The following is a 25,101-nucleotide window of genomic DNA, read 5'->3' on the forward strand; positions in this document are numbered from 1 at the left end:
AAAGCGGGATCATACTCTTTCCATTGGCAAGATCTTTTTACATTGGGATAGACGCCGCTGGATCTTCGCCGGCTTTTTATTCTGCAATCGGTGCAGGAAGCGTATTTTTTTCCCTGTAATGAGAAGGGCTTGGCCGTTTTCGCAAAATGATCCGATCGTATACACTTCCCCACGATCGACTCGCCAGATATCTTCTCCTTCTGTTCATTTCACGGAGGGAGACTTATCCGGAAAAATGTTAAAATCACGGAATTATTTTCTTTAATAATAAATATTTCTAATTTACAAATTTTTCAGATAAATATATAATAAATTTGTGTCAACTTTTTGAACAGCGAAAGGGGGAAGGCTTTGTTTTCTTTGATCATTCCAAATAAATAATAAGGAGGGACTATTTTTCCATGGCAATACGGGAACATTCTCTCATGGAGCACACATCAATCGATTATACGAAAATTACGCAATCTTCTTCTTTCCAGCAACTGATGCGCGCAAAGAAAAAATTCATTTTGCCGTTAACACTATTCTTCCTCATTTTTTATTTTGCTCTCCCGATTTTGACGTCTTATTCTAACGTGTTAAATTCGCCTGCGATCGGTCCGATCAGTTGGGCTTGGTTGTTTGCATTTGCTCAGTTTATTATGACGTGGGCATTATGTACGCTTTACTCTAAACGGGCAGCCAACTTTGACGAAATGGTTGAGCAAATTAAACAAGAAGCGAAGGAAGGAGGAAGCGTATAATGCACGGCTTAGCCTTTTTTTTATTCTTAATTATTGTAGCGTTGACGCTGATCATCACCTACTTCGCTTCCAAACGAACCAGGACAACGAGCGAATTTTACACAGCCGACAGCAGCTTGACCGGCTGGCAAAACGGCCTGGCGATCGCAGGAGATTACATGTCTGCCGCTTCGTTTTTAGGCATTGCGGGGATGATTGCACTCGCTGGTTTTGATGGCTTCTTTTATAGTATAGGATTTCTTGTTGCCTATTTAGTCGTCCTTTATATTGTTGCAGAACCGTTGCGCAACCTTGGAAAATACACAATGGCTGATATGATTGCCGCAAGGTTCGATGATAAAAAAGTACGCGGTATTGCTGCCTTGAATACGATTGCTATCTCCACGTTTTACATGATTGCTCAGCTTGTCGGCGCCGGAGGCCTCATTAAGCTATTATTAGGAATCGATTATGTATACTCCGTCCTCATTGTTGGTGTGCTAATGACGATTTACGTCGTTTTCGGCGGCATGATGGCAACAAGCTGGGTACAAATCGTAAAAGCAGTCCTGTTAATGGTGGGCACGTTTATTATTTCGGTCATGGTCTTAGTAAAGTTTGACTTCAGCGTCATCAAAATGTTTAACGAAGTAAAAACGGCTACGCCGCTCGGCGAAGCGTTTCTGAATCCAGGCAACAAATTTAAAGACCCGCTTGATACCATCTCGCTAAATTTAGCACTCGTTTTAGGAACAGCAGGGCTTCCGCATATTTTAATCCGTTTCTTTACAGTAAAAGACGCACCAACGGCGCGTAAATCGGTCGTCTATGCCACATGGATTATCGGCATTTTCTACATTTTAACAATCTTTTTAGGATTTGGCGCCGCCGCATTTGTTGGTTACAACAAAATTGTCGCCGCCAATCCTGCTGGAAACATGGCTGCTCCATTACTAGCCGAAGCGCTCGGCGGGGATGTCCTATTTGCCTTTATATCCGCCGTTGCATTTGCTACGATTTTGGCGGTGGTTGCCGGTCTGGTCTTATCAGCGGCATCCGCATTTGCCCATGATTTCTATAGCCATATCCTTCGCCGCGGTCAAGCGACAGAAAAAGAACAGATGGTTGCCGCCCGTTGGGCATCGATTGGTGTAGCAATATTATCCATTCTTCTGGCATTATTCGCGCAAAAAATGAACGTTGCCTTCCTTGTTTCGCTGGCATTTGCCGTCGCAGCAAGCGCCAACTTACCGATTATCGTCTTTACTATTTTCTGGCGGCGTTTTAATACAACCGGTGCCATTACAGGAATGATCGTTGGTCTATTCAGTGCATTGTTGCTCGTATTCTTCAGCCCGAACGTCTGGTCACCGCAACCTGGTGCTGCTATTTTGATCGGCGAACCGCTTTTTAAGCTTGCCAATCCTGGCATCGTTTCGATTCCGCTAGGGTTCATCGCCGCGATTATCGGTACACTTCTTTCTTCGCAAAAAGAGGACAATAAAAAATTTGATGAGATTCTTGTGAAAGCAAATACAGGAATCAACCAATGACAAACTAAATGGAAAAATGAAATTCATCATTAGAAGCGCTTCCTTTAGAAGAATGAAGGATTCTCCTTGCGGCGGCACCGAAATGCATAAAAAGGGCTGAACGGTAATGTTCCGATCAGCCCTATTCTTTATTGGGCACGATACGTTTTCGCAAATACCATATAACTGTCCACTTGCCGGCGATCGACCTCATAGCCGATCCCAGGTGCCTCTGGTACCGCAATCGTTCCATCATGCACAACCACTTCCGGAACAATAATGTCTTTTTCCCAGTAGTGGGAAGAAGCGGCTGTATCTCCTGGCATCGTAAAGTTTTCCAACGTCGTCATTGCAATATTATGCGCCCGGCCAACCCCCGCTTCAAGCATTCCGCCGCACCAGACAGGAATGCCGTTTTCTTGACAAAGGTCGTGAATTCGCTTCGCCTCCGTCAAGCCCCCGACCCGTCCAATTTTTATGTTCACAATTTGGCAGCTGCCCAGCTGAATCGCTTTTCTTACGTCTTCCACGGAGTGAATGCTTTCATCTAAACAAATCGGCGTGCAAATCTGCCGTTGAAGTGTCGCATGGTCAACGAGATCATCCGCTGCCAGCGGCTGTTCGATCATCATCAGCTGAAACTCGTCAAGCGCTTTTAAACGGTCAATGTCTTGCAAGGAGTAGGCGGAATTCGCATCTGCCATCAACGGGATGTCCGGAAAACGGCGTCGGACTTCGCGGACGACGTCAACATCCCATCCGGGTTTAATTTTTATTTTAATGCGGCGATATCCATCCTGTACGTACCGGTCGATAACCCGTAACAACTCATCCACATTTTTTTGAATGCCGATGCTTACTCCTACTTCAATGCTGCTCTTCATTCCACCGAGGACTTTATGTAATGGCAGCTGCCGTTTTTTCGCAAATAAATCCCATACCGCTCCTTCAATCGCCGCTTTCGCCATTTGATTTTTCCGAATGGCGGAAAAGCGTTGCTGCAGTTCTTGCGGGTGGGCAACGGGCGCCTGGAACAAAAGCGGTAACAAAAAGTCCTCTAACATATGCCAATTTGTTTTTACCGTTTCCTCATTATACCATGGGAACGAAAAGGCAACCGATTCGCCCCATCCAGACACACCGTCTTCATCGATTGCTTCCACTAAAATAAACTCTTTGTTCCGAAACGTGCCAAAACTTGTAGCAAACGGTGATTTCAGTTCCATTTGCAAATGGCGCAGTATTACTTGTTTTATTTTTATTTCCATAAAAAACTCCCCCTACTCTTATAACGGCAGTTGGTCACGCCTTACACACACATAATATAAGACAGGTTCATGTTCGCGGCGAATGACATGCGCCACCGCCCATCCATCGCGAAAGAGGCGGGTGAAAACAGCACGGGTTTTGTAGCGCCAATCAAGCGCCAATGAAGGATTTCTTTCTTTCAGCGCCTGAAACTGAAGCGGAATCGCTACAAACAAAAAAGAGGCATGATCTGCATCTTGCTTCTGCCACACTGGCTCTAGATCATCATTGTGATGTTGCCGCCAGCCAAGCACGACGCTTTCTGGCGTCCACCGCAGCTCAGAGAAAACGCGGCCTCTTTCCTGTAAATATCGGCTTTCAAGCAGCCACTCAACTACAAAACGGTCGGACGGCAAATGTTTATTGAACGCATCATCCATTTCGCCATAGCAATTTTCAATATACTGCGAACAAATCGCCCCTAGTTTTGCAATATTCACGTAACCATTTCTGCTTTCGAGCGGATCATAGGTCCAGCGGATTTTGCGATATCCTCGTTGGATTGCTTCCTGTGCCTGTTTCATTTTTAGCATGTATCCGATTCCACGGTCGCGAAATGGTTTGGCAATCCCCATCATATGGGAACAAAGATATACTTCCCCATTTTCGTATCCGGGAAAACTATAGACAAATCCAACCATTTTCCCCCCAACAAACGCTCCGATAATAATGCCGCCGTTTTTCGCCGCCGTCACCGTCTGATGGGTTGGAATCGGGGACGTTCCCCATATTTCCGCTTCTAACCGCGCCATCTCCTCCAGTTGCTCCATCGTTTCAATTTTTTGCAGTAAAATACTCACTTTCTGTCTCTCCTTGCAACGCAAAATAGTCAAACGTTTCTATAATGGTTCTTGCCAATATTTCAATGCCTACTAATAAATCTTCGCGCCGGAATGTCATTTGCGGATGATGCAATCCTGGTTTTAAATCGCAGCCAAGCCCTAACATCGTCGTTTTTAGCGTTGGTTTTTTAAAGGAATAAAAATGAAAATCTTCTCCGCCCGATGTTACAACCGGCGGCAAGCATCTGTCTTCCCCAAGCGTGGCGATAATCGCCCGTTCCATGAATTGCTGCGCCTGCGGATGCGGATTGGCGGCGACAATGCGCGCATTGGCACGCAGTTCAATCTCAGCGTCATAAATAGCTGCAATCCCTTTCACAACGTGATTCAATCCTTCCACTAACTCGTCCATCGCTTCATTGGTTTGCGAGCGTAAATCAAGGGTAAACTCGGCGTAATCCGGTATGATATTCGCATTCTTTTCTCCGGCATGAAACCTCGTCATTTTAATCGACGCCGGAACTTGCGGATCGATATGAACTTTGCTTAGCTCTTGTACGATCGCGCTGCCCACTTCAATGACGTTGACGCCAAGATGCGGTCTTGCCGCATGCGCTGCCACTCCTCTAATCCGTCCCTCAATGCATTGCGCTGCCCCGTGCAAAATAGCTGGAGCCGCATAACCGCTTTTCACTTCTTGAATCGGCCGCAAATGAACGCCGTACAGAAAGTCAATGTCATCGACAACGCCTTTTTCTACAAATTTTAATGCTCCTGTCCCTTTTTCCTCGGCCGGTTGAAAAAGAAGTTTCAGCTTCCCTGGCGGCTTATAGCCAATGCGATTAAACAGTTTTGCGACCCCTAGCACCATTGTCATATGGGCATCATGTCCGCACGCATGATTGGCCTGCCAGACGCCGTTTACTTCCTGCCAAAGTGCATCCATATCGCTGCGAAGTCCAACCGTCAACGGTCCATTTCCGATTTCGCCAACCACACCGGGGCAATCGGAAAACGTGTGAACGCGATACCCTTCCTGCTGCAGCTGTTGCTTCATAAATTGTGTTGTTTTCCACTCTTCCCAGCTAATTTCCGGATGACAATGAAGATAGTCAAAAATCTCTAATATCTCTGCCGCCATCTCGTTGATAATATTCCTCATTATGTTCTTCCCCCCCGCTGATATCATAGTCAACTTTTCGAAACATTGGGCGCTTCGAAAAAAGTTATTACACATTATTATAATATTCAAAAAAAATGTTGCAACCTTAGGCATATTGATTAACCTAGGAGAAAACTACTGGCAATTACGATAAAAAAATCCTAAACTTCGTGATTCGAAGTTTAGGACGCATCATGACCGCCGCCGTTTGATCAGCTGATTGACGACTTCGGAAAAAATCAACCCCATCGCAATCGCTCCGGAAATCATAAACGCTTTGGCCGCAAGCGATATCGCCGCATTGTAGTCATTGAGAACGACGTGGCGCATCGCCTCAAACGCCGTTCCCCCCGGCACGAGCGGAATGATCCCAGAAACGCTGAAAATGGTAGCTGGCGTCTTATAAAGGCGCGCAAACAAATTGCTGAGCAGCGCCACGAAAAAAGCGGCAATAAACGTCGCCAGCACGTTGTTTAAATGGTGTTCGGCAAAGAAAAAATAGACCATCCAGCCGACCATCCCGACAAACCCGCTATTGATTAATAATTTTTTTGGAATGTTAAAAATCATCCCAAACAAAGCCGAAGCAATAAAACTGAGCAATAGTTGCTGAACAATCATCGAAGTTTCCCCTTACTTTGTTAACGAATCGATAAAATAAGAGCAATCCCCGAGCCGATCGCAAATGCCGTTAAAAACGCCTCCGCCCCTCGGGACAGCCCAGCAATAAGATGCCCTGCCATTAAATCCCGCACCGCGTTGGTAATCGCTAATCCTGGTACTAACGGCATCACCGACCCGATCATCATTTTCCCTAAATCCTCTCCCAATCCAGCCATCATCATTAACAAGGCCATCCCACCGGCGACAAACGAAGCGAAAAACTCGGCGAAAAAGCGGATTTTTATCATGCGATGAATCATCTCAAAACAGTAAAATCCTGTTCCTCCGGAAAGAAGTGAAGGAAGAAAATTGCTCCACCCACCACCAAGCATTACAGCAAAACAGCCGCTCGCTATCGCTGCCGCAATCACTTGCAGCCAAAGAGGATAGGCAAACTTTTGCGCTTCCACTTCTTTTAACTGTTCATACGCTTCCTCAAGCGTCAGCTCTCCGTTGCTAATTCGGCGAGAAATGCTGTTCACTAGAGCTACTTTCTGCAAATCGGTCGAGCGCTCCGAAATGCGGATAAACTGCGTCGAATTCTTCTTATCAATCGAAAAAATAATCCCGGTCGGCGTCACATAGCTATGCGAACGGGGAATGCCAAAGGAAGCGGCGATGCGCATCATCGTATCTTCCACGCGATACGTTTCCCCGCCGCTTTCGAGCATAATTTTTCCCGCGAGCAGACAAACTTCGACAATCTCATTCGTCCGGTCTGAATAAGCTGGCATGTTTCACCTCTCCATCTATACTTTACTTTGAGATATTACAAAAAAATAGATCCTTACACAATAGTGTTTTCCTTCTTTTACATCCCTGCCGCTTTCATGCCAAGAAACGCGAGCAATATGCCAAGCATATAGCTGGCCAAAAGATAGAGAATGAGCAGTTTCCATTGCTTATTCAAATACAATGTAACATTCTCAAGTTTAAAGGTTGAAAAAGTCGTAAACGCCCCCATAAATCCTGTTCCGAAAAGAAGGTTCCATGAGGCATTCCATCCTTTTCCAATCATATATCCAAGCAAAAAAGATCCGACTAAATTGACCAATAACGTAGCGATCGGAAAAGACGAAGGATATTTCTGTTTGATCCAATTGCTGACGCCAAAGCGCGCGATTGCGCCGAAAAACCCGCCGATCGCGACAAGTGCGCTATTCCATAACATAAGACTTCCTCCCTTACTCCGCCGTTTCTTTCTGGGTACGCAAACTGCCTTGTCCAAACCGAAATCCCAGCCATGACATTGCCAACCCTCCGCATAGGCTGAGGAAAACATAAAACAACGCCATTTCCCAATGGGATGTGTGCAGCAACTGAACAGTCTCGACGCTGAACGTAGAAAACGTCGTAAACGAACCTACTAATCCTGTTCCGAGCGCTGTTGCTACATAAGAAGGCAGATTGTTTAGCCGAGGCAAATACACAGTCAGCCAGCCTAACGCAAAACAGCCAATCATATTGGCCAGCCATGTCGCCATAGGAAACAATCCGCTCCACCACCCGCTGACGAACAAACCTAGGTAATATCGCAGCAATGCGCCGACAATCCCGGCGAGGCCGACAACGACATAAACCACTAAACCCACTCCTTGTTCCCAATTTATCAAAAACAAACTCCTACCAATTAATGATTCATTGGTAGGAGCCATCAGCCCGAAAGGAAGTTTAGGAGAACTCCATCGCCTATTACACTCTGTTCGTTATTATAATATTGTAACAAAAAAGATATCTCACTGCCAATTTGCACAGTTTTTTCCTTGACTATTCTAAATAATTAGCTATGTTCCCTCCACCATCTGTTTTTCGTTCTTATTCTTCTGCACGGATCGCGTGCGGAAACGTCTATTGCAACAAACGCAGACTTTGTGGCCATCCTCCTTCCCGGTTCATCATCGAACCGATGACATGGTTACTCTCCTTTCTTTTCCATCTTTCTATGTCTCTGGAATGATTCTTTTTTCTTTTCTCCTTTTTTAGACAAAAACACCGGATTTCTTTACGAAGCATATATAGCGAAACCAAAAATGGACATGTTTCAGGAGGGGGACATATGAACAAACGAAAATCGATTTATCGCGTCCTATCTAGCGGTGCGTTGGCTGCTATCGTTGCTTTTTCCTTCAGCGGCTCTCCTACATTCGCCAGCACGGGCACCACAATGCAGACAAGCACCGCGAAGCAAGTCAATGCCAACACGGAAGCTCCATCACTTTTACCTGGCGACTTTTTCTACTTCGTCAAAACGATGATGGAAAAAATGGAGTTGGCCCTCACTTTCAATGATGTTGAAAAAGCGAAGCTGCTTGCGGAGTTTACCGAAAACCGCATCAATGAAGCAAAAGCACTTCTAGAAAAAGGCGAAACACAATCGGCGAGAGAAGTGCTAGAAAAAGCATTGCAGCAGCAAGAAGAAGCATTAAAAACATATGAGAAAAGCCAAAAAGAAGACCGAAAAGATACAGAACAAAAAGACAAAGAAACAGCAACCAACATAGATGCGTTGCGCAAGCAGCTGGAAGAAAAATTCTCGAAAAATATTCTTGCCTTACAGGCAGCGTTAGAAAAAGTCAAAAATCCCCGTGCAAAAGAAGTGTTAGCCCGCAACATTGCAAAGGCAAAAGAAAAGCTAGAAGCGAAAATGGAAAAACGTTTAACAAAATGGGAGGAAAAACAACAATCTTCTAAAGAAACGACAGACGCTGACCAACAACCAACTGATGAAACAACAGAAAACAACAAAACAACCAACACGAATGAGCAACCAACCAATGATACAGCAACGCCAGACAAATCCACCGATACGGCTGAACAACCGACAGCAGATACAACAAATACAAATCAAACATCAGCAAAACCGGCGGCGGTAAAACCTCATTCGGCACAAGCAAGCACGACAAACAAAGCAAACGCCGCAACGCAAGCAAACACACAAAAACAGCCAACGACAAACGCTAAACCGGCAAAACATGCATCATTCGCTAAACATATAACAGAACAGCCGCGCCATCACGTTGAAAAACAACCATCTGCAAAATTGCAAATCGGGGTAACAAAAACAAAAGAAGAAAAAGCAGTGGGTCATGACGCCAAACTGGCAAAACATGCACCATACACTAAACATGTAACAGAACAGCCGCGCCATCACGTTGAAAAACAACCATCCGCAAAATTGCAAACCAGGGTAACGAAAACAAAAGAAGAAAAAGCAGTGAATCATGCTGCTAAGCCTTCTCAAGGCAAACAAGATAAAGAAGAAAAAAGCGAGAAGTAATTTAAATATACTACGATGATTAGAGGATACTATATTCAATAGGCATGGTACCGTCAAGAATTTTGTGTAATATAATGGGGGTAGGGTTTCTCTGAAATGGATTTGGAATGAATAGGGAACTAGTTTCCTCCACACAGGAGACTGAATATTCAGTCTCCTGTGTGGAAAGGGAGAATCCCCCTATTTTGTTTATTTACAGTATTTGGTTAATGATAACGTTCTTCAAACATTCGCTCGAGGGCTTCCTGTGCTTCGGCAAATCCTCGTAACTTTCGTCCTGCCCATTTCTCATTAAAATCTTGAATGGTCAAATATACGACTTTTTCAGCGGCTTCTAAACTATTCAAACTGTTCATCGGCTTTAGACGTTTCCGAATCTCCTTGATCGTTCGTTCGATGGCATTGGTCGTATAAATCACACTTCGAATACTGCTTGGATAATCCATAAATGTAAGGAGGACATCCAACTCATTGGCCCAAGATTGGACTTCTCTCGGATACTTGCTTGACCATTTCGACTCAAACTGTTGAAACATCTGTAACGCCATCTCCTTATTCGGCGCGCGATAAATCAGCTTGAGATCCTCGGCCACTTCAAATTGGTCTTTTTTCCGAACACGATGGAGCGTGTTACGGACTTTGTGAACGACACAACGCTGCACATCGGCTTTCGGATAAACCGCCTTAAAGGCTTCCTCCAACCCTGGTAGTCCATCGAATACGCCCAGAAGCACTTCCTTGGCGCCTCTTTGGTAGAGGTGTTGAAGAATTTCCTGCCATACATAGGCGCTTTCTTGTCCTCCCACAAAAAAATCAAGAATTTCGCGATATCCTTCTTCGTTCACCCCTAACACCACATAAATGACTTCTTTCTCCACGGTTTCGCGACGAAGTTTTACGTATAAACCATCCAAATATAAGACGGAATAACGCTTGTGCAGTGGACGAGTGTGCCATTTCTCGATGTCTTCCTTCACTACATCGGTAATACGGCTGATCGTTGCAGGAGAATAGGCATTGCCTAAAATTCGTTCAATAAACTTGCCAATTTCACGCGTACTCATGCCACTTTGATACATCCTGATGATGGCTTCCTCCAGCCAGCCGGTGTGGCGTTGGTAAGGAGCGAACAATTGGGTTTGAAATTCTCCGTTTCGGTCTCTAGGGACCAAAAGACCTTCAATCCGGCCATATTGCGTATCTAGATTTCGTTGATAGTAGCCGTTTCTCATATTTGATGTTCCGGCCTGTTCTATTTCGAGGAAATTCTTGATTTCTTCCCGCATGATCAGTTCTAATTTTTCCTTTACAAACTGACGAATGACACTTTCCAGTTGATTTGCCCAGTCGACATTCGGTATACTTTTAGACATAGGTAGGGTTCTCCTTTCTCTGGAATGTTTGGGTTCAATCAGAGAATACCCTACCTTTTTTATTTTGATCTAGTAAAATGCTTTACACAAAATTTTATACATCATCAATAGGCATAGTATCCTCTTTTTTCATACATATAATTTATGGTATTACTTACGCAGAAGTTTATAAACTATAGGCACATATTAAGCTTCACTTAATATGTGCTTACCTATTCTACGGAAATCCCGCCTTCTCCCTGCACAGAAAGCCAGTAAAGAAACTCTCCTTCTTCATTTCGCCCGCGGAAGACCGCTCCGACATGCATTTTTTTCATCTTTGAGCGTCAACAGCACCTCGTTCATATGCGAGTTTAATAATTCCATCCATTCATCGACTCGCTTTGCTTTTCCTTCCTTTAGGCGAAATTTGCTCAGTTCTACTGCAGGAAGAATCGCCGCCAAACTGCTTGCAGAGCTAGGATGCAAAATTGTCGCAGTAAGCGATTCCAAAGGAGCCATCTATAATGAAAGCGGCCTGGATTTAGCAAAAGTGGAATATTTGAAAGACCATCAATCATTGCTTGATTACGGTGAATCCTATCACTTACCTCCAGCAAAATTATTAGAACTGGACGTCGATATTTTAATTCCAGCCGCATTAGAAAACGCGATTACCTCGGAAAACGCTGACCGAATTCAAGCAAAAATCATCGCTGAAGCAGCAAACGGTCCCGTCTCTCCGGAAGCGGACCGCATTCTCGCAGAAAAAGGAGTTATCGTCATCCCTGATATTCTTGCGAACGCCGGCGGCGTAACCGTATCGTACTTTGAATGGGTACAAAACTTAATGAACTATTACTGGAGCGAAGAAGAAGTGAACAAAAAGTTGGCTGATGTGATGGTCCAAAGCTTCCATGCCGTCAACGAAACAGCAAAAGAGTTCCATACGGACTTGCGCAACGCCGCTTATATCATTTCTTTAAAGCGCATCACCGAAGCGATGAAGGCGCGCGGATGGGTGTAAAAAGACGAAAAGGATCCGAATTTTTTACATCCGGATCCTTTTAATTTTTTATTTATGCATCTTCTCCAATAATCTTTACCTCTAATTCTAACTCTACGCCAAATTTCTCTTTCACCGTCTTGCGCACCATTTCGATCGTCGCAATATAATCGGCGGCAGTCGCGTTATTTTTATTAATGATAAACCCAGCATGTTTTGTCGACACTTCTGCCCCGCCGACTCCTTTTCCCTGCAGGCCGCTGTCTTGAATGAGTTTGCCCGCGAAGTATCCAGGAGGCCGTTTAAATACGCTGCCGACCGATGGGTACTCGAGCGGCTGCTTTGATTCACGCTGGAACGTTAAGTCGTCCATTTTTGCTTTAATTTTTTGCGGATCGCCTTTTTCGAGCTGAAACACAACTTCAAGCACAACGTCGTGCGTCTTGCTGATAATGCTCGTGCGGTAGCCTAATTGCAAATCATCTTTATACATCGTCTTTAGCTCGCCTTTTTGCGTGACAACCTTCACATGGTCCAGCACGTCTTTTACTTCCCCGCCATAGGCTCCCGCGTTCATCATAATCGCGCCGCCGACAGAGCCAGGGATACCGCAGGCAAATTCGAGTCCTGTCAAGCTATGTTCCAAGGCGAATCGGGAAACAGCTTTAATGTCGGCACCGCTTTGCGCGATAATTTTTTCTCCTTCCACCTTTATTTCCGCAAGATGTTTTAACTGCATAACAATACCGCGAATGCCGCCGTCGCGGACGATCACGTTCGATCCGTTGCCAAGCAACGTAAAAGGAATCTGAAATTTTTCTTTCAGTCGAATAACGTCAACGACTTGTTCATACGTCGTCGGCCAGACAAGAAAATCCGCCTTGCCGCCGATTTTCACTAACGTATGATATTTCATTGGTTCATCGCGCAGGACATTTTCTTTCCCGCAAATTTGCACTAATTCTTGATAAATCACATCATTTGCATACATCGCTTTTCCCTCTTTACTTTTCTGTTCATTCATTTGGTGAAATACGTATATCCGCTTCTAATTTCACCTCGACATTTCCTTTTATCGCTCTTGATATCATGCAGCTTTTTTCTGCTTTTTCCGTAAGAAGCGCTGCTTTTTGGACATCTTTGTCCGTCGCTCCAGCAGACAATGTAATCGCAGGGCGATGAATGATCGTTTTGTACGTGACCACACCCCGCTCTACCTCCACAATTCCTTCCGATTCCATTGTGAGCTCATCGACCGGAATGGAAGAACGTTCTAACATCGCCGCAAGCGTGATTAAATAACATGTTGCTGCTGCACCTAACAACATTTCATCTGGGTTTGTTCCAATTCCCGGACCATCCATTTCCGATGGAACGGATACTTTCGTCTTCAACTGACCAGCGTCAATAAAGCCGTTGCCATTTCTTCCACCAGCCCATTCCGCTTTTAAATGAAAATGATGTTGTTCCATTACACTCCCCCGCTCCGCGAAAAATCATCCATTTTATCCGAAAACGTCACATGACAATCCATCGTCTGCTTTTTCATGACGGAACACCATATTTTATTTTACAATAAACACCTCGTTTTGGTAACGAACAAAATCTAATAATGTTCCCTCTTCCATGGAGATAAAGGACTAAATCCTTAAAGAAATGGATTAATCATTCTATATCACCCAACAGCAACACATAGGATTCCTCCGACCAATGGATACTTACTCTCATTTGCTTCCAAACATACAAGAGACAGCAGCCGAAAAATTTGAGCAATGGTTTGAAGATGAATAAAGTTTTAAATCAATCACTCTAAAAATCACACCAAAGTCACCAAAAACCTCAAGAATAATGAATGGCAACAGAAATAAAAAATCCCTTGAGCCTTATGGCTCAAGGGATTCGTACGATGATTCCGACTGGGCTCGAACCAGCGACCTCCACCCTGTCAAGGTGGCGCTCTCCCAGCTGAGCTACGGAATCATGCTGTCCTGTTGAACACATTTTTTATTATATGGACGAGCAGCGGATTTGTCAAATACTTTTTTAAAAATTTTTTAGCGGTGATGAAAACGGACGAAAACAGCATCATTCAAAAAAGGTATGCGCCCATGTTTTTTGACGCATACCTTTTTCTTTCAACGCGCGGAAACGGCAGACGATGTTTCTTTGACATAGGATAACGCCTGCTCGAAATCGGCGATTAAATCTTCAACCGCCTCCAGGCCGACGCTAAGCCGCAGCAGGCCATCTGTAATGCCGCGCCGCTCCCGTTCCTCTTTCGGCATTGCGGCGTGCGACATTTTCGCTGGATACGATAAAATTGATTCGACCGCTCCTAGGCTGACGGCAAATACAGGGAGGCGAACGTGTTTCACAAACGTCCGGACCGCTTCTTCATCGGCAAGACGGAACGATAATACCGCGCCAAATCCCGATGCTTGATAGCGTTGAATCGAATGGCCAGGGTGGTGCGTGAGCCCTGGGTAATACACTTCCTCCACTTTCGGATGGCCGGACAAATAGCGGGCGATGGCGAGCGCCGATTCGGACGACTGCTTGAGGCGGACGTGCAGCGTCTTTAATCCCCGCAACACCAGCCACGCATCTTGCACCCCAAGCACGGCGCCAAACGCGTTTTGCAATTTATACAGCTGTTTCGCCAACTCCTCGTCTTTCACCACCGCAAGCCCCGCCACGACATCGCTATGCCCTGCTAAAAACTTTGTCGCGCTATGAAGAACGACATCGACGCCAAGGTCGAGCGGGCGCTGGAGCGCGGGAGTCATAAACGTATTGTCTAAAAACGTTAAACAGCCATTGGCTTTCGCCAGTTTGACAATTCCTTGAATATCGGTTACCTTTAAGAGCGGGTTGGACGGCGTTTCGACATAGATCACTTTTGTATTCGGACGAATATGAGTGGCCACTTCATGCAAATCGGTCATATCGACAAACGTATATTCAATGCCAAAACGGTTTAATACTTCGGTGATCATGCGATACGTGCCGCCATAAACATCTTCGGTCACGAGCACATGGTCGCCTTTGGACAAGAGAAGAAACGCAGTCGAAATCGCCGCCATCCCTGAGGAAAAAGCGAAGCCGCGCACGCCGCCTTCCAGTTCGGCAATCGTTTCTTCGAGCGCCTCGCGCGTCGGGTTTCCGGAGCGGCTGTAATCATATTTGCCAAATGTGTCAAAATCGAATTGATGGAACGTTGAAGCATGCTGAATCGGCACGCTTACTGCCCCTGTTTGCCGATCGATTTTCCATTTGTTATGAAGCAGTTTGGTTTGAAAGGAAATACGTTGTTCCATATCCTCTTACACCTCTTTCATATTTTTCAGCGCTTGCGCTAAGTCGGCAATTAAATCTTCGGCATGTTCGATGCCGACGGAAAAGCGCAGCAGCCGGTTACAGACGCCGTTGGCAATGCGGACTTCCTCCGGAATGTCGGCATGCGTTTGCGTCGCCGGATATGTAATAAAGCTTTCCACACCTCCTAAACTTTCGGCGAACGTAATTAAGCGTAAACTTTGTAAAAAGCGGTTGACCCACTTTTCCTCGCGCAAGCGGAACGACAACATTCCCCCTCTTCCTGGGTATAATACATCGGTAATATCTTCGTGAGACGCTAAAAACTCACTGATGCGCTTCGCGTTTTCTTCATGCTGGCGCATCCGTAGCGCCAACGTTTTCATGCCGCGAATCAATAGCCACGAATCAAACGGAGAAAGCACGGCGCCAATTGCGTTATGATATTCCGCAAGCCGTTGACAAAGCTCCTCTCCCTTTGCAACAACGAGACCGGCTAACACATCGTTGTGTCCTCCTAAATATTTTGTCGCACTGTGAATAACGATATCGGCTCCTTGCTCGATCGGACGCTGGAGAACCGGCGTGTAAAACGTATTGTCAACAATGAGAAGCAGTCCGTGTTTTTTCGCAAGTTTTGCCACTTCGGCAATGTCCGCTTCCTGCATGAGCGGATTGGTCGGCGTTTCCAAAAAAATCGCCTTCGTTTTTTCCGTGATCATGTTCTCTACTAATCGTATGTCACGAAAATCTACATAATGAAAAGACAATCCGTATTTTCGCCAGCCACGTTCAAATAAGCGATATGTACCTCCATATAAATCGGCAGAAACGAGAAATTCATCCCCGCTTTCAAATAAAGCAAGAACTGTCTGAATGGCTGCCATGCCCGAACTGAACGCATAGCCTTGATCGCCTCCCTCGAGCTTGGCGATCGCCTCTTCGACGATTTTGCGCGTCGGATTGCCGGTACGGATGTAGTCAAACCCGGTCGACTGTCCAATTCCTTCATGACGGTATGCCGTCGAAAAGTAGACAGGCGGATTGACCGTCCCCGTTACTGTTTCGCTGCGGTTTCCGATTTGCGCTAACAATGTCTCCAGTTTCTCCACTTCTCTCTCTCCCTCTTTTATAAAATAAAAAAAGTCTTCTAAGAAGAAGACTTTTCCATACGTATGTCAGTGCTTCTTCTTATCTGCCGAATTGAAAAAATTCAATTCGCTGGATTTAGCACCTGGCCAATACTTGGCTGGTTGCTGAAGCTTCACAGGGCCAGTTCCCTCCGCTTCTCTCGATAAGAAAGCATCTTGCCGATATTCATTTTTCTGATTATCTTAAAATTTAACTCATTCATAATAATTTTGCAAGTAATTTTTTTAAAATTGAGTTATTTGTTTATATAACATCGGAAAAACTTATCATGTTTTTCGCGCTGTCCGTTTTCATATGTTTGGACCGATTCCAGTATATTTCATTATTTTTATTTTATCGAAACAGTTTTTTGACAAAAATAGCAAAAAAAGCACTTATTTTTTCAAAAACTTACACGGTTCAACGGTGTTTATTAACATGTTTTAGCAAAAATATGTTACAATAACAGGTGAATTGTTGTTTTTATGGAGGATGCACCATGGCGACACCAAAAGGAACGATGCATGATTATACGATCTACAGCAATGAGCTCGAAGAAGAAATAACGCTGCTTGCTTATTTGCCAAGCACGTTTTCTCCGCTTCATAAGTATTCTCTTCTTATCGCACAGGATGGGAAAGATTATTTTATGTACGGGAAAATCAAAAGCGTTATCGAACAACTGATGGAAAGCGGCAAGATTGATCGCACCATTGTCATCGGAATCCCGTATCATGATGTTAAAGACCGCTACGAGAAATATCATCCAAGCGGAAAGAAAAACAGCCGTTATTTGCGTTTTTTAGCACATGAGCTCGTTCCGTTTTTAGATCAAACGTTTCCTACGTACCAAATCGGGAAAGGGCGCGCGCTCATCGGTGATTCCCTTGGCGGCACCGTCTCGCTGATGGCTGGATTGTTGTATCCGCATACATTTGGAAAAATTGCGATGCAGTCGCCATATATCGATGAAGGGATCATCGAAAAAATTTTACATTTTCCGGAACCACCATTATTGCAAATTTATCACTCGGTAGGTACAAACGAAACAGCAGTAAAGACGACGGACGGAAACGTGCGTGATTTTATCACTCCGAATCGAAAGGCACGTGAAGCGTTTATCCAAAAAGGATTTTTGTATGAGTACAACGAATTTGACGGCGGTCATGCATGGACATATTGGCAGCCTGACGTTCCGCGCGCAATTGCGCATCTCCTTTCGTTGTAAACACTACCATACTTTTCGGAATTTTGTTATAATTAAGTACTACTTATCATAAGGAGGGGTTTTTATGAAATATGGTATTGCTTTATTTCCTTCGAAGCGAATACAGGATTTTGCCAATTCCTATAGAAAGCGTTATGATAGCCATTACGCCCTCATTCCGCCGCATTTAACCTTAAAAGAACCTTTTGAAGCTGACGACCAGCAAATTAAAGAAATGGTGAAAGAATTGCGCAAAATTGCGGCTGAAACAGATCTCATTCCGTTAAAAGTGACAAAATTTAGCTCGTTTTATCCAGCGAGCAATGTTATTTATTTAAAAGTGGAGCCGAACGAAACGCTGCAGCGCCTTTATGAACGGCTTCACAGCGGAATTTTTGCCGATAAACCAGAATACGTATTTGTTCCTCATATTACCATCGGCCGTGATTTGCCAAGTGCTGAATATGCTGATGTATACGGACAATTACAAATGCAAAAGGTTCATTTTGAGGAAACGGTTGACCGCTTCCACCTTCTCTATCAATTGGAAAACGGCTCATGGACAGTATACGAGACTTTTCTTGTTGGAGGAAAGGAACAGGAGTAACATGAACGTAGTGATTGGAAAAAAAAGCGATCCGTCATTATATAAGGATGCCTTGCTTGTTCGGCGAATCGTGTTTATTGAGGAGCAACGTGTTCCAGAAGAGGAAGAAATCGATGAATTTGAGCAGGAAGCTATGCATTTTGTTTTGTACGATGGAGAAAAACCGGTTGGTGCTGGCAGATTTCGCATGATCGATAACGGTCTCGGTAAGATCGAACGAATTTGTGTTTTGCCATCGTATCGCGGCCGCGGGGCAGGAAGACTGATTATGGAAACGATTGAGCAGTTTGCGAAAAAACAGGGTGTCCCAAAAGTAAAGCTGAATGCGCAAACACATGCAGAGCCATTTTATCAAAAACTTGGATATCAAACTGTTTCCGATGTGTTTATGGATGCTGGAATCCCCCATGTAACAATGGTAAAATCGCTTTAAGACCGTATCAAACGATGGTACGGTCCCTCACCTCATTTTCCCGGCAATCGATAAAGAATGGCTTCGTACGTTGGTCACTGTCTTCCCGTCTTGGACGAGCTTTGTTAAATAAGCGGTTATTGCCGTACGATATAGCAGCCAGGAGGAAATACAATTCCATTCGCTTCCCCAATAGATGCCCATTTCATGAATTTGCTCCGTACTTTTTAAGCTCGTTTCATGCATCTGCGCTTCGGCCATATAACCGTCATAACGTCTTTTTTTGTAATGACAAACATGTTGATTAGCGAGAATAATCATCGCTCAATCAACGCTATTTTGTCAATATAAACGGCCTCTCTGTCCAATAACTTCATCGGCATTTTCAGTGACGGCCATCATTTCTTGAAACAAATAAATGATAAATGGCAAAAGGGAGCTCCGATTTGGAAGGCTCCCTTTTGCCTATTTTTTGTTGTTCAGCATGTTGGCGATCGTGCTGAAGTCAAGCTGTTTTCCGTTTTGAATGATCGTTTTCACAATTTGGTCTTCCAATTCTTTCGGCACTTTCCGGTTCGCGATTTGTGCGACGCGCTGAATCACATGACGTACCGTTTTTTCATCTTTAAAGTTGGCATGTTGTAAGGAGTTTGCCAATTCCAATATGTCTTTTATGTTTACGCCTGTTTTCTTTTCAATATTTTTAAAAAACTGATTATCCATTTACCAACTCCTCCTTTTCCTCCTATATGGTATGAAATGAAAAAAAAGAAGTGCATACATGTGAAAGAAAAAGTACGAGCTGCCCGCCGAATAGAACAGCCCGTACCCGTTACATGACATTAGCCGATAATTGAAGTACCGACAATAATTAACAAAATGAACAATACAACAATCAACACAAAGCTACTGCCGCCGCCAAAGCCGTAGCCTCCGTAGCCGTAACCTCCGTAACCGTAACCTCCAAAACCGCAGCATCCAAAGCCCATAGTGGTGCACCTCCTTACGCTTTGTTACTTCATCCTATTCATCGTACTTGCAACCGGTATAGGCACATGTGGAAATATGTTACCCAAATATGCGGAATAACTTGGCAAATTCATTTTCTTTTTTGGCAAACCACTTGTTGATATAATCCAAATTTCCTTGCACATCCTTTAAAAATTGATTGTTTAACTTTTCGATTTCCTGGATTTGCTTATCGAAATTTTTTCCCCACTGTTCAAATAGCTGAATAAACTGCTCATGCCCTTCTTTTCGCGAATTGGCCCATGTTTCAAGCGCCTTTTCCAATTCTTTACTCACTCCTTCTCCCTCCTTCCTTACCATTTGTGTATGCAGCATATACATTGATGTGCCAAGGCGTTTCAATTCTTTCTTTCGGACAAAATATGATAAAGTATAAACGACATCATTTTGTTCGAGGAGGAAAGAGCATTGAAAGAAATACAAACGGCCGAGCAATTCCAACAAATTATCTCCAGCGATAAACCGGTGGTTGTCAAATTTTATACAACGTGGTGCCCAGACTGCATGAGATTGAATATGTTTATCGATGACATTGTGAAGGAATATTCGCAATACGATTGGTTTGAAATCAATCGCGACAATTTTCCAGAGCTTGCTGAAAAATACCAAGTTATGGGCATCCCAAGTTTACTCATCTTCCGAAATGGAGAAAAAATGGCCCATCTCCATAGCGCCAATGCGAAAACACCGGAAGAAGTAAAAGCGTTTTTGCAGTCATTAACCGTATAAAATTTCTACAAGCAAAAAAAGCCGCTTGTCGGATGAATATTCCGCAGCGGCTTTTTCCATAAAAAGCTCTATCATTAAATTTCGTTTTATCAAAGAACAGGAATGTTTTCAAACGGCCGATGGCCGTACCACCATACGAAAAAATCATTATACTTCCTAATACGCCTGTTAATACTCAATCTCTTCATAATCTTTTGGCTGGTGCGTCACATTGTTCCCACTGTGCATAAATTCGATCGATATTTCTTCATCCGTCGTATTTGCTCTTTGCCCGCGGTCGCTTTTTTTCAATTCGATTGTAATTTCTTCATCGGTTGTTCGAGTTCGTTTTTGTTCCATCATGATGCCTCCTTTAGTTTCTTAAAAATGGCTCCACTTTTTGCAATAACGTTTGCATTTTTTCAGCATTTGTTTGATAGAGCTCTTTTGCTTCTTTTGACTCTGTCTGCAAAGCGAATAATTCAAAGTCCGCTTGCACTTTTTTGATCGCTGCCAGCAGCAGTTTTTTCTCTTGCGGCTCAGAAATTTGGATTTTGTCATCATACAAATCCAATGTCAGCTGTCCGTAAGAATCCACTTGCGCGAGAAATACGTTTTCGATGGCAACCCCTTGCTTGTCTAGCTGCTGCTTGAGCCAGCCGCGGCTCAGCCCCATCGTCGCCAGCGGCTCATCTAAAATCATGCCGTCCATAATGACCGTTTGCGGCTCTTTTTCCGATGGCGGGTTTGGAAATACATCGCCGACCGTTAGCGGCTGTTTTTCCCGTTTCAACAGTATGTTTAAATCGCCGTTTGGCTCCAAAACGGCAAATTCGACGTCGGCCACGCGAAATACATCTTTTTTGCGAAGTTGTTCAAGAAGTTCATCTACTGTATACTTTTCGCGCTTTAAATTTTCCTCTAATATTTTTCCATTTTTGATAAAAATAGTGGAATTCCCTTCCACAAAATTACGAAATTTTTTATTTCGTAGTGAAATGCGAGAAGTGAGCACGGGAAACAACGACCAAATCAAAATGCTGGTAATGCCTTCCTCCAAGCTAATACCTAAATCCATTGACAATGTTCCAGCGATATCACCGACAGTAATGCCGATGATATACTCAAAAAATGAAAGCTTAGATAATGGTTTTTTTCCCAGTATTCGCGTAATGATAAACAAGCCAATGATGATGGAAATCGAACGAATTGCTACTTCTAACCATACAGGCATCGATCATGCTCCTTACTTTCCATGATATTGTGGCTCCTCTCGCTCCATTTTGCCGATGCGATTTTTAATATCGGCAATGATTTCTTCCGTCATCATCATCGCTTCATGAAATGTTCGCTGCGCTTCTTCATCCTGCGAAACGAGGGCGAGTTCCTGCAATCCGGCATGAATGCTTTTTAAGCTTGCTAAACTTTGCTTTACTTGCGAAGCAACAGTCATCGTTCTCCCTCCTATCCTTTCGGGCGGAATAATAGCGCGCCGATAAAGCCGAAAACAATGGCTGCGGAAATGCCGGCGCTCGTCACTTCAAACATTCCCGTCAACACCCCGATAATCCCGTGCCTATCTGCTTCTTGCAGCGCCCCATGGACAAGGGAGTTTCCGAAACTGGTGATCGGGATCGTTGCGCCGGCGCCGGCAAAATCAATAAGCGGTTCGTACAAACCGAACCCATCCAAAATAGCGCCAGCGACCACCAATATGGTCAGCGTATGCGCAGGCGTTAATTTAAATACATCCATTAAAATTTGGCCAATGACACATATAAGCCCGCCAACAACAAACGCCCAAAAAAACGTCGCCAGCATCTTACGCTTCACCTCCATACTCAATTGCCACCGCGTGGGCAATGCACGGGATCGTTTCGTTTTGCTGGAACGACAGCGGCGATAACAGCGCGCCGGTGGCAACCGCGAGAATGCGTTTAAATTCCCCGCGTTTCATGCGATTTAATAAATGCCCGTATACAACCACCGCAGAACACCCCGCACCGCTTGCTCCCGCTAGCACGGGCTGTCCTTCGCGGTAAATAATCAAACCGCAGTCCTGATAACGTTCTTCTTCTATCTTCACTCCATGCTGGCGAAGCAAATCGAGCGACACGTTGCGACCAATTTTCCCTAAATCGCCTGTGACAATAAGATCGTAGTAAGAAGCATCGACTTGCATATCGCGCAAATGCGCCTCGATCGTATCCACTGCCGCCGGCGCCATGGCTCCTCCCATATTAAATGGGTCACTCAGACCCATGTCAACGACGCGGCCGATCGTTGCTGCGGTGATGCGCGGCCCGTCTCCTTTCGGGCTAACGAGCGCGACCCCTGCTCCTGTTACGGTCCATTGAGCTGTCGGCGGCTTTTGTCCCCCATATTCCGTCGGGTAGCGGAATTGCTTTTCCACCGCCGTGTTATGGCTTGCCGCTCCTGTCAGTATATAGTCTGCCCCGCCGTAATTCGTAATAAAAGCGCTTAATGCCAGTCCTTCCATCGAAGTAGAACAGGCGCCAAACACGCCGAGGTAGGGAGCACCAATCGTTCTTGCCGCAAAACTGGTTGGAGTCATCTGATTAATAAGATCTCCGGCGATCAAAAATTGCACTTTTTCTTTTTCTATTCCGGCCTTTTCCATCGCTTTAAACATCGCTTCTTCCAACAGTACTTTGTGGGCCTTTTCATAAGAATCTTCACCGAGCCATAAATCTTCATGCAGCAGGTCGAAATCGTCGGCGATGCGGCCGTTTGCCTCAAACGGTCCGCCGACCGTTGCCGTCGAGATGATGACCGGTTTGTTGTCAAATACCCATGTCCGATGCCCTTTTAACATTATAAACCACCCCACTGTGTGGCGATTGTTTTGACTAAGGCAACGACAAAAGCGGCAAACGTGCCGAATAAAATTACCGAACCGGCAAGTTTGAACATGTTGGAGCCGACCCCAAGCACAAATCCTTCTGTCCGGTGCTCAATCGCTGCTGAAATCACTGCATTCCCAAAACCGGTAACTGGAACGGCGCTGCCTGCCCCAGCAAATTGGGCAATGCGGTCATATACCCCAAATCCGGTTAAAATCATCGAAATAAATACCATCGTTGCTACCGTCGGGTTTCCCACCGTTTGTTCGGTAAAATCGAAAAAATACATATAAAAGTATGAAATCGCTTGTCCAACCATACAAATGAACCCGCCAACAAGAAAGGCGCGAAAGCAGTTTTTTACGACGGGACGTTTCGTTTCCCGCGCTTTTTCAAATAAATGGTATTCTTGTTGTACAGGAGTAAGTTTTTTTCGTTTTTCGTTTGCCATGGTGCCACCCCTTATGCGGAATCTTCGCTTAACCGCTTAATTTTTTGAATTTGCTTGTTCGTTTTTGTTTCATCCCATTTTTTATTTTCCAGATTATCCACTAACTCCTTTGTTTTCCAAAATATTTTCAGATCACTAGATGAAATAATTTGATAATCTGGAAATAAGCGTTTTAGATGATCGTGTATTTCTTTTTCAATTTGTTTGCGGTAAAAGCGATCCATGTGCTTGATTTGATAAGCAACGAGCAGTTTCTTCCTTGTATTGACCGCAACGGCATCTTTGATATCATCCCGTGAACGCACATATGCCACTGCCCGTTCTGCCGGCCGCTGATCTATACTGGCTCGTTTTGCTGTTCCATCCGTATTTGTGCGAATTAGATTCGTTCCTTGCATGGATTGTTGTTTTACTCCTTTTTCTTTGGCGCAGCCGCCCATCACCATGACGATGGCCAGCGCTATGAGCAACCACTTTCTCATGTTCATCAACCCATTCCTTTATGTATTTATTTTCAAAAAGGTTGGCCGGTGACCAACCTTTTCCCATCCATGACTCCAACACTTGCTCTTCTTACGTTATTGTTGTTTATATTGTGGCTCTTCGTTTTGAATTTCTTGCACGCGCGAGTTGACTAAATCAACGATCGCTTGTGTTTGTTGTGCTGCTTGTTGATAAAGTTGTTTTGCAGCTTGGTTTTCTGTCTGCAATGCGAATGTTTCAAAGCTTGCTTGTGCTGCTTTTAAACCTGCCAATGTTTGTTGTACTTGTGTTGCAACTGTCATGTTTGATTACCTCCCGATTTGTTCAAAAATGGTGATTACAATTGTTAGAATGGCTTTTTAGCGGGAAAATATAAATGTAACTTTTTACAAAAACAGGCTGTCCGTTGGATTGGACAGCCTGCGTTTTACCTATTTTCCTTTATTCACCTTGTCGGAGTAGCCGCGGCCAAGGGACGGATTGATAACCCCTGCTACGACAAGAATGCTTAAAAACGCTTTGTATAGCCGCTCATATTTCCCTAAATCGGTATCAACGCCAAGTGTTTGCAAAGCCAAGATGGCAAAAGAACCAATGGCAAGCCAGAACCCATAGTTTTTAAAGCGTTCCACTTACGCTTCTCCATCCGTTTTCACTAATGCTTAAATCCAGGAAAAAGGTCTTCTTTCCTCTTTACGATCATCATGTTCATGATCCTCACGCGGTGATTCTTCATGAACATCTTCGATTGCTTCTACATCGATGCGATGCGGAAACAACCATGGGTCGCGAATGCGGCCGCGCGGAACAATGACCACATCGTCAGCGTGAATAATTAACTTATCGACACGAATAACACGAGATTTTTTACGATCAGACACGCCTATTCCTCCTTCCTGTCGACTTGTTGCATTGTTAGACTATGCAACTGGGCCAATGGAGGTATAGGCGTTTTTCATAGTTCATCCATTATTTCTTTTTATCGTTCTGACGCAGCCACATCCTCCTGCCCGCTTCGCAGGCGTCATTTTAGGAGAAAGCACCCTTTTTGCCTTAATTTGTTTAGAAGATGGAATTGGTTTTTTCATCG

General features: G+C 44.5%; 34 protein-coding genes, 1 tRNA gene, 2 pseudogenes and 2 riboswitches. Of the genes and pseudogenes, 8 read left to right on the top strand and 29 right to left on the bottom strand.

Features of this window, described 5'->3' with window-relative positions:
* Window positions 1–401: 401 nt before the first annotated feature.
* Complete coding sequence (locus tag BV455_RS04555; RefSeq protein WP_017436244.1) at window positions 402–743, top strand: DUF485 domain-containing protein; 342 nt, start codon at window positions 402–404, stop codon at window positions 741–743.
* Window positions 743–2,275 (top strand): solute symporter family protein, encoded by a 1,533-nt coding sequence (locus tag BV455_RS04560; RefSeq protein WP_042407491.1) that lies wholly within the window; start codon window positions 743–745, stop codon window positions 2,273–2,275. The genes BV455_RS04555 and BV455_RS04560 overlap by 1 nt, the downstream gene beginning before the upstream one ends.
* Before the next feature lie 128 nt (window positions 2,276–2,403).
* Here BV455_RS04560 and menC read toward each other — a convergent pair whose 3' ends face one another.
* The 7 genes from menC to crcB (BV455_RS04595) all read right to left on the bottom strand — a co-directional run bounded on the left by menC (window position 2,404) and on the right by crcB (BV455_RS04595) (window position 7,752).
* Window positions 2,404–3,522 carry an o-succinylbenzoate synthase gene (gene menC / locus BV455_RS04565; RefSeq protein ID WP_042407494.1) on the bottom strand — a complete coding sequence of 373 codons (1,119 nt, stop codon included), beginning with the start codon at window positions 3,520–3,522 and terminating at the stop codon, window positions 2,404–2,406.
* A gap of 18 nt (window positions 3,523–3,540) precedes the next feature.
* On the bottom strand, window positions 3,541–4,362 hold the full coding sequence (locus BV455_RS04570) for a GNAT family N-acetyltransferase (protein ID WP_042407495.1): 822 nt from the start codon (window positions 4,360–4,362) through the stop codon (window positions 3,541–3,543).
* Window positions 4,337–5,506 (bottom strand): M20 peptidase aminoacylase family protein, encoded by a 1,170-nt coding sequence (locus BV455_RS04575; RefSeq protein ID WP_017436248.1) that lies wholly within the window; start codon window positions 5,504–5,506, stop codon window positions 4,337–4,339. Before BV455_RS04575 ends, BV455_RS04570 begins: the two co-directional genes overlap by 26 nt.
* Window positions 5,507–5,698: 192 nt before the next feature.
* A complete protein-coding gene (locus BV455_RS04580) occupies window positions 5,699–6,127 on the bottom strand; it encodes a threonine/serine exporter family protein (RefSeq protein WP_017436249.1) in 429 nt (142 codons plus the stop codon).
* Between the two features lie 20 nt (window positions 6,128–6,147).
* Entirely contained in the window at window positions 6,148–6,903 is a 756-nt protein-coding gene (locus BV455_RS04585) for a threonine/serine exporter family protein (protein WP_042407499.1), read from the bottom strand.
* Window positions 6,904–6,980: 77 nt separating this feature from the next.
* Window positions 6,981–7,340, bottom strand: a complete 360-nt coding sequence (crcB, locus tag BV455_RS04590; protein ID WP_017436251.1) for a fluoride efflux transporter CrcB — start codon at window positions 7,338–7,340, stop codon at window positions 6,981–6,983.
* A 13-nt stretch (window positions 7,341–7,353) separates the two neighbouring features.
* Window positions 7,354–7,752: a fluoride efflux transporter CrcB gene (gene crcB, locus BV455_RS04595; protein ID WP_026078554.1), complete on the bottom strand. Its 399-nt coding sequence runs from the start codon at window positions 7,750–7,752 to the stop codon at window positions 7,354–7,356.
* Window positions 7,753–7,807: 55 nt separating this feature from the next.
* A riboswitch (Fluoride riboswitch) is annotated at window positions 7,808–7,868 on the bottom strand.
* Window positions 7,869–8,225: 357 nt separating this feature from the next.
* On the opposite strand from crcB (BV455_RS04595), the gene BV455_RS04600 reads away from it, so the two are divergent.
* Entirely contained in the window at window positions 8,226–9,446 is a 1,221-nt protein-coding gene (locus BV455_RS04600; RefSeq protein ID WP_052510016.1) for a DUF5667 domain-containing protein, read from the top strand.
* A 206-nt stretch (window positions 9,447–9,652) separates the two neighbouring features.
* On the opposite strand, the gene BV455_RS04605 is transcribed toward BV455_RS04600, so the two are convergent.
* Both BV455_RS04605 and BV455_RS20255 read right to left on the bottom strand, forming a co-directional pair.
* A complete protein-coding gene (locus tag BV455_RS04605) occupies window positions 9,653–10,819 on the bottom strand; it encodes an IS256 family transposase (RefSeq protein ID WP_218687363.1) in 1,167 nt (388 codons plus the stop codon).
* 215 nt (window positions 10,820–11,034) lie between these two features.
* A pseudogene (locus BV455_RS20255) lies at window positions 11,035–11,254 on the bottom strand (DUF6176 family protein); the annotation flags it as partial.
* Here BV455_RS20255 and BV455_RS04610 point away from each other — a divergent pair.
* Window positions 11,244–11,825: pseudogene (locus tag BV455_RS04610) on the top strand (Glu/Leu/Phe/Val family dehydrogenase); the annotation flags it as partial. The pseudogenes BV455_RS20255 and BV455_RS04610 sit on opposite strands and share 11 nt — an antisense overlap.
* A 52-nt stretch (window positions 11,826–11,877) precedes the next feature.
* Here the strand turns inward: BV455_RS04610 and murB are convergent.
* The 5 genes from murB to BV455_RS04635 form a co-directional block, all read right to left on the bottom strand.
* The gene (gene murB, locus BV455_RS04615) at window positions 11,878–12,795 is read right to left on the bottom strand and encodes a UDP-N-acetylmuramate dehydrogenase (protein WP_026078555.1); all 918 of its coding nucleotides are present in this window, start codon (window positions 12,793–12,795) and stop codon (window positions 11,878–11,880) included.
* A gap of 25 nt (window positions 12,796–12,820) precedes the next feature.
* A complete protein-coding gene (locus BV455_RS04620; protein WP_026078556.1) occupies window positions 12,821–13,276 on the bottom strand; it encodes an OsmC family protein in 456 nt (151 codons plus the stop codon).
* A gap of 435 nt (window positions 13,277–13,711) precedes the next feature.
* Window positions 13,712–13,784: transfer RNA gene (locus BV455_RS04625), tRNA-Val, on the bottom strand.
* 155 nt (window positions 13,785–13,939) lie between these two features.
* Window positions 13,940–15,121, bottom strand: a complete 1,182-nt coding sequence (metC, locus tag BV455_RS04630) for a cystathionine beta-lyase (protein ID WP_017436274.1) — start codon at window positions 15,119–15,121, stop codon at window positions 13,940–13,942.
* 6 nt (window positions 15,122–15,127) lie between these two features.
* Entirely contained in the window at window positions 15,128–16,231 is a 1,104-nt protein-coding gene (locus tag BV455_RS04635) for a methionine biosynthesis PLP-dependent protein (protein ID WP_017436275.1), read from the bottom strand.
* Between the two features lie 76 nt (window positions 16,232–16,307).
* Window positions 16,308–16,420: riboswitch (SAM riboswitch) on the bottom strand.
* 329 nt (window positions 16,421–16,749) lie between these two features.
* Between BV455_RS04635 and BV455_RS04640 the strand changes: the two genes are divergently transcribed.
* From BV455_RS04640 to BV455_RS04650, 3 genes are all read left to right on the top strand, one after another.
* The gene (locus BV455_RS04640; RefSeq protein ID WP_017436276.1) at window positions 16,750–17,478 is read left to right on the top strand and encodes an alpha/beta hydrolase; all 729 of its coding nucleotides are present in this window, start codon (window positions 16,750–16,752) and stop codon (window positions 17,476–17,478) included.
* Window positions 17,479–17,542: 64 nt separating this feature from the next.
* A complete protein-coding gene (locus BV455_RS04645) occupies window positions 17,543–18,064 on the top strand; it encodes a YjcG family protein (protein ID WP_042411099.1) in 522 nt (173 codons plus the stop codon).
* Window position 18,065: 1 nt separating this feature from the next.
* Window positions 18,066–18,497 (top strand): GNAT family N-acetyltransferase, encoded by a 432-nt coding sequence (locus BV455_RS04650; RefSeq protein ID WP_042411098.1) that lies wholly within the window; start codon window positions 18,066–18,068, stop codon window positions 18,495–18,497.
* 27 nt (window positions 18,498–18,524) lie between these two features.
* Here BV455_RS04650 and BV455_RS04655 read toward each other — a convergent pair whose 3' ends face one another.
* From BV455_RS04655 to BV455_RS04670, 4 genes are all read right to left on the bottom strand, one after another.
* Window positions 18,525–18,797, bottom strand: a complete 273-nt coding sequence (locus BV455_RS04655; protein ID WP_017436279.1) for a hypothetical protein — start codon at window positions 18,795–18,797, stop codon at window positions 18,525–18,527.
* 144 nt (window positions 18,798–18,941) lie between these two features.
* Window positions 18,942–19,199, bottom strand: a complete 258-nt coding sequence (locus BV455_RS04660) for a sporulation-specific transcription regulator SpoVIF (RefSeq protein WP_017436281.1) — start codon at window positions 19,197–19,199, stop codon at window positions 18,942–18,944.
* Window positions 19,200–19,318: 119 nt separating this feature from the next.
* Window positions 19,319–19,378, bottom strand: coding sequence for a YjcZ family sporulation protein (locus tag BV455_RS20895; RefSeq protein WP_409993895.1), 60 nt, complete (start codon window positions 19,376–19,378; stop codon window positions 19,319–19,321).
* Window positions 19,379–19,544: 166 nt separating this feature from the next.
* A complete protein-coding gene (locus BV455_RS04670) occupies window positions 19,545–19,781 on the bottom strand; it encodes a hypothetical protein (protein WP_017436283.1) in 237 nt (78 codons plus the stop codon).
* Window positions 19,782–19,913: 132 nt separating this feature from the next.
* Here BV455_RS04670 and BV455_RS04675 point away from each other — a divergent pair, with 132 nt between their 5' ends.
* The gene (locus BV455_RS04675) at window positions 19,914–20,234 is read left to right on the top strand and encodes a thioredoxin family protein (RefSeq protein ID WP_017436284.1); all 321 of its coding nucleotides are present in this window, start codon (window positions 19,914–19,916) and stop codon (window positions 20,232–20,234) included.
* Window positions 20,235–20,402: 168 nt separating this feature from the next.
* Here BV455_RS04675 and BV455_RS04680 read toward each other — a convergent pair whose 3' ends face one another.
* The 11 genes from BV455_RS04680 to BV455_RS20650 all read right to left on the bottom strand — a co-directional run bounded on the left by BV455_RS04680 (window position 20,403) and on the right by BV455_RS20650 (window position 25,099).
* Window positions 20,403–20,576: a hypothetical protein gene (locus BV455_RS04680; RefSeq protein WP_157787204.1), complete on the bottom strand. Its 174-nt coding sequence runs from the start codon at window positions 20,574–20,576 to the stop codon at window positions 20,403–20,405.
* A 10-nt stretch (window positions 20,577–20,586) separates the two neighbouring features.
* Window positions 20,587–21,447, bottom strand: a complete 861-nt coding sequence (locus BV455_RS04685; RefSeq protein ID WP_017436286.1) for a DUF421 domain-containing protein — start codon at window positions 21,445–21,447, stop codon at window positions 20,587–20,589.
* 12 nt (window positions 21,448–21,459) lie between these two features.
* A complete protein-coding gene (locus BV455_RS04690) occupies window positions 21,460–21,666 on the bottom strand; it encodes a DUF1657 domain-containing protein (protein WP_017436287.1) in 207 nt (68 codons plus the stop codon).
* An 11-nt stretch (window positions 21,667–21,677) separates the two neighbouring features.
* Window positions 21,678–22,034, bottom strand: coding sequence for a stage V sporulation protein AE (spoVAE, locus tag BV455_RS04695; RefSeq protein WP_017436288.1), 357 nt, complete (start codon window positions 22,032–22,034; stop codon window positions 21,678–21,680).
* Between the two features lies 1 nt (window position 22,035).
* Complete coding sequence (gene spoVAD, locus BV455_RS04700; RefSeq protein ID WP_017436289.1) at window positions 22,036–23,049, bottom strand: stage V sporulation protein AD; 1,014 nt, start codon at window positions 23,047–23,049, stop codon at window positions 22,036–22,038.
* Window positions 23,049–23,528, bottom strand: coding sequence for a stage V sporulation protein AC (gene spoVAC / locus BV455_RS04705; RefSeq protein ID WP_017436290.1), 480 nt, complete (start codon window positions 23,526–23,528; stop codon window positions 23,049–23,051). Before spoVAC ends, spoVAD begins: the two co-directional genes overlap by 1 nt.
* Before the next feature lie 11 nt (window positions 23,529–23,539).
* The gene (locus BV455_RS04710) at window positions 23,540–24,016 is read right to left on the bottom strand and encodes a YhcN/YlaJ family sporulation lipoprotein (protein ID WP_042411095.1); all 477 of its coding nucleotides are present in this window, start codon (window positions 24,014–24,016) and stop codon (window positions 23,540–23,542) included.
* Window positions 24,017–24,106: 90 nt separating this feature from the next.
* Window positions 24,107–24,313 (bottom strand): DUF1657 domain-containing protein, encoded by a 207-nt coding sequence (locus BV455_RS04715; RefSeq protein ID WP_042411093.1) that lies wholly within the window; start codon window positions 24,311–24,313, stop codon window positions 24,107–24,109.
* Window positions 24,314–24,442: 129 nt separating this feature from the next.
* On the bottom strand, window positions 24,443–24,643 hold the full coding sequence (locus BV455_RS04720) for a holin (RefSeq protein WP_042411091.1): 201 nt from the start codon (window positions 24,641–24,643) through the stop codon (window positions 24,443–24,445).
* Window positions 24,644–24,673: 30 nt separating this feature from the next.
* A complete protein-coding gene (locus BV455_RS04725; RefSeq protein WP_017436292.1) occupies window positions 24,674–24,892 on the bottom strand; it encodes a hypothetical protein in 219 nt (72 codons plus the stop codon).
* An 81-nt stretch (window positions 24,893–24,973) separates the two neighbouring features.
* Window positions 24,974–25,099: a hypothetical protein gene (locus BV455_RS20650; RefSeq protein ID WP_255212293.1), complete on the bottom strand. Its 126-nt coding sequence runs from the start codon at window positions 25,097–25,099 to the stop codon at window positions 24,974–24,976.
* Window positions 25,100–25,101 lie beyond the last annotated feature (2 nt).

Source organism: Parageobacillus caldoxylosilyticus, from assembly GCF_019272935.1.
GTDB lineage: Bacteria > Bacillota > Bacilli > Bacillales > Anoxybacillaceae > Saccharococcus > Saccharococcus caldoxylosilyticus.

Excerpts from the sequence above, each read along its gene's own strand:
- BV455_RS04555 (WP_017436244.1), top strand. The coding sequence starts at position 402 with ATGGCAATACGGGAACATTCTCTCATGGAGCACACATCAATCGATTAT.
- BV455_RS04560 (WP_042407491.1), top strand. The coding sequence starts at position 743 with ATGCACGGCTTAGCCTTTTTTTTATTCTTAATTATTGTAGCGTTGACG.
- menC (WP_042407494.1), bottom strand. The coding sequence starts at position 3,522 with ATGGAAATAAAAATAAAACAAGTAATACTGCGCCATTTGCAAATGGAA.
- BV455_RS04575 (WP_017436248.1), bottom strand. The coding sequence starts at position 5,506 with ATGAGGAATATTATCAACGAGATGGCGGCAGAGATATTAGAGATTTTT.
- BV455_RS04580 (WP_017436249.1), bottom strand. The coding sequence starts at position 6,127 with ATGATTGTTCAGCAACTATTGCTCAGTTTTATTGCTTCGGCTTTGTTT.
- BV455_RS04585 (WP_042407499.1), bottom strand. The coding sequence starts at position 6,903 with ATGCCAGCTTATTCAGACCGGACGAATGAGATTGTCGAAGTTTGTCTG.
- crcB (WP_017436251.1), bottom strand. The coding sequence starts at position 7,340 with ATGTTATGGAATAGCGCACTTGTCGCGATCGGCGGGTTTTTCGGCGCA.
- BV455_RS04600 (WP_052510016.1), top strand. The coding sequence starts at position 8,226 with ATGAACAAACGAAAATCGATTTATCGCGTCCTATCTAGCGGTGCGTTG.
- BV455_RS04605 (WP_218687363.1), bottom strand. The coding sequence starts at position 10,819 with ATGTCTAAAAGTATACCGAATGTCGACTGGGCAAATCAACTGGAAAGT.
- murB (WP_026078555.1), bottom strand. The coding sequence starts at position 12,795 with ATGTATGCAAATGATGTGATTTATCAAGAATTAGTGCAAATTTGCGGG.
- BV455_RS04620 (WP_026078556.1), bottom strand. The coding sequence starts at position 13,276 with ATGGAACAACATCATTTTCATTTAAAAGCGGAATGGGCTGGTGGAAGA.
- metC (WP_017436274.1), bottom strand. The coding sequence starts at position 15,121 with ATGGAACAACGTATTTCCTTTCAAACCAAACTGCTTCATAACAAATGG.
- BV455_RS04640 (WP_017436276.1), top strand. The coding sequence starts at position 16,750 with ATGGCGACACCAAAAGGAACGATGCATGATTATACGATCTACAGCAAT.
- BV455_RS04645 (WP_042411099.1), top strand. The coding sequence starts at position 17,543 with ATGAAATATGGTATTGCTTTATTTCCTTCGAAGCGAATACAGGATTTT.
- BV455_RS04650 (WP_042411098.1), top strand. The coding sequence starts at position 18,066 with ATGAACGTAGTGATTGGAAAAAAAAGCGATCCGTCATTATATAAGGAT.
- BV455_RS04655 (WP_017436279.1), bottom strand. The coding sequence starts at position 18,797 with ATGATTATTCTCGCTAATCAACATGTTTGTCATTACAAAAAAAGACGT.
- BV455_RS04660 (WP_017436281.1), bottom strand. The coding sequence starts at position 19,199 with ATGGATAATCAGTTTTTTAAAAATATTGAAAAGAAAACAGGCGTAAAC.
- BV455_RS04680 (WP_157787204.1), bottom strand. The coding sequence starts at position 20,576 with ATGATGGAACAAAAACGAACTCGAACAACCGATGAAGAAATTACAATC.
- BV455_RS04685 (WP_017436286.1), bottom strand. The coding sequence starts at position 21,447 with ATGCCTGTATGGTTAGAAGTAGCAATTCGTTCGATTTCCATCATCATT.
- BV455_RS04690 (WP_017436287.1), bottom strand. The coding sequence starts at position 21,666 with ATGACTGTTGCTTCGCAAGTAAAGCAAAGTTTAGCAAGCTTAAAAAGC.
- spoVAE (WP_017436288.1), bottom strand. The coding sequence starts at position 22,034 with ATGCTGGCGACGTTTTTTTGGGCGTTTGTTGTTGGCGGGCTTATATGT.
- spoVAD (WP_017436289.1), bottom strand. The coding sequence starts at position 23,049 with ATGTTAAAAGGGCATCGGACATGGGTATTTGACAACAAACCGGTCATC.
- spoVAC (WP_017436290.1), bottom strand. The coding sequence starts at position 23,528 with ATGGCAAACGAAAAACGAAAAAAACTTACTCCTGTACAACAAGAATAC.
- BV455_RS04710 (WP_042411095.1), bottom strand. The coding sequence starts at position 24,016 with ATGAACATGAGAAAGTGGTTGCTCATAGCGCTGGCCATCGTCATGGTG.
- BV455_RS04715 (WP_042411093.1), bottom strand. The coding sequence starts at position 24,313 with ATGACAGTTGCAACACAAGTACAACAAACATTGGCAGGTTTAAAAGCA.
- BV455_RS20650 (WP_255212293.1), bottom strand. The coding sequence starts at position 25,099 with ATGAAAAAACCAATTCCATCTTCTAAACAAATTAAGGCAAAAAGGGTG.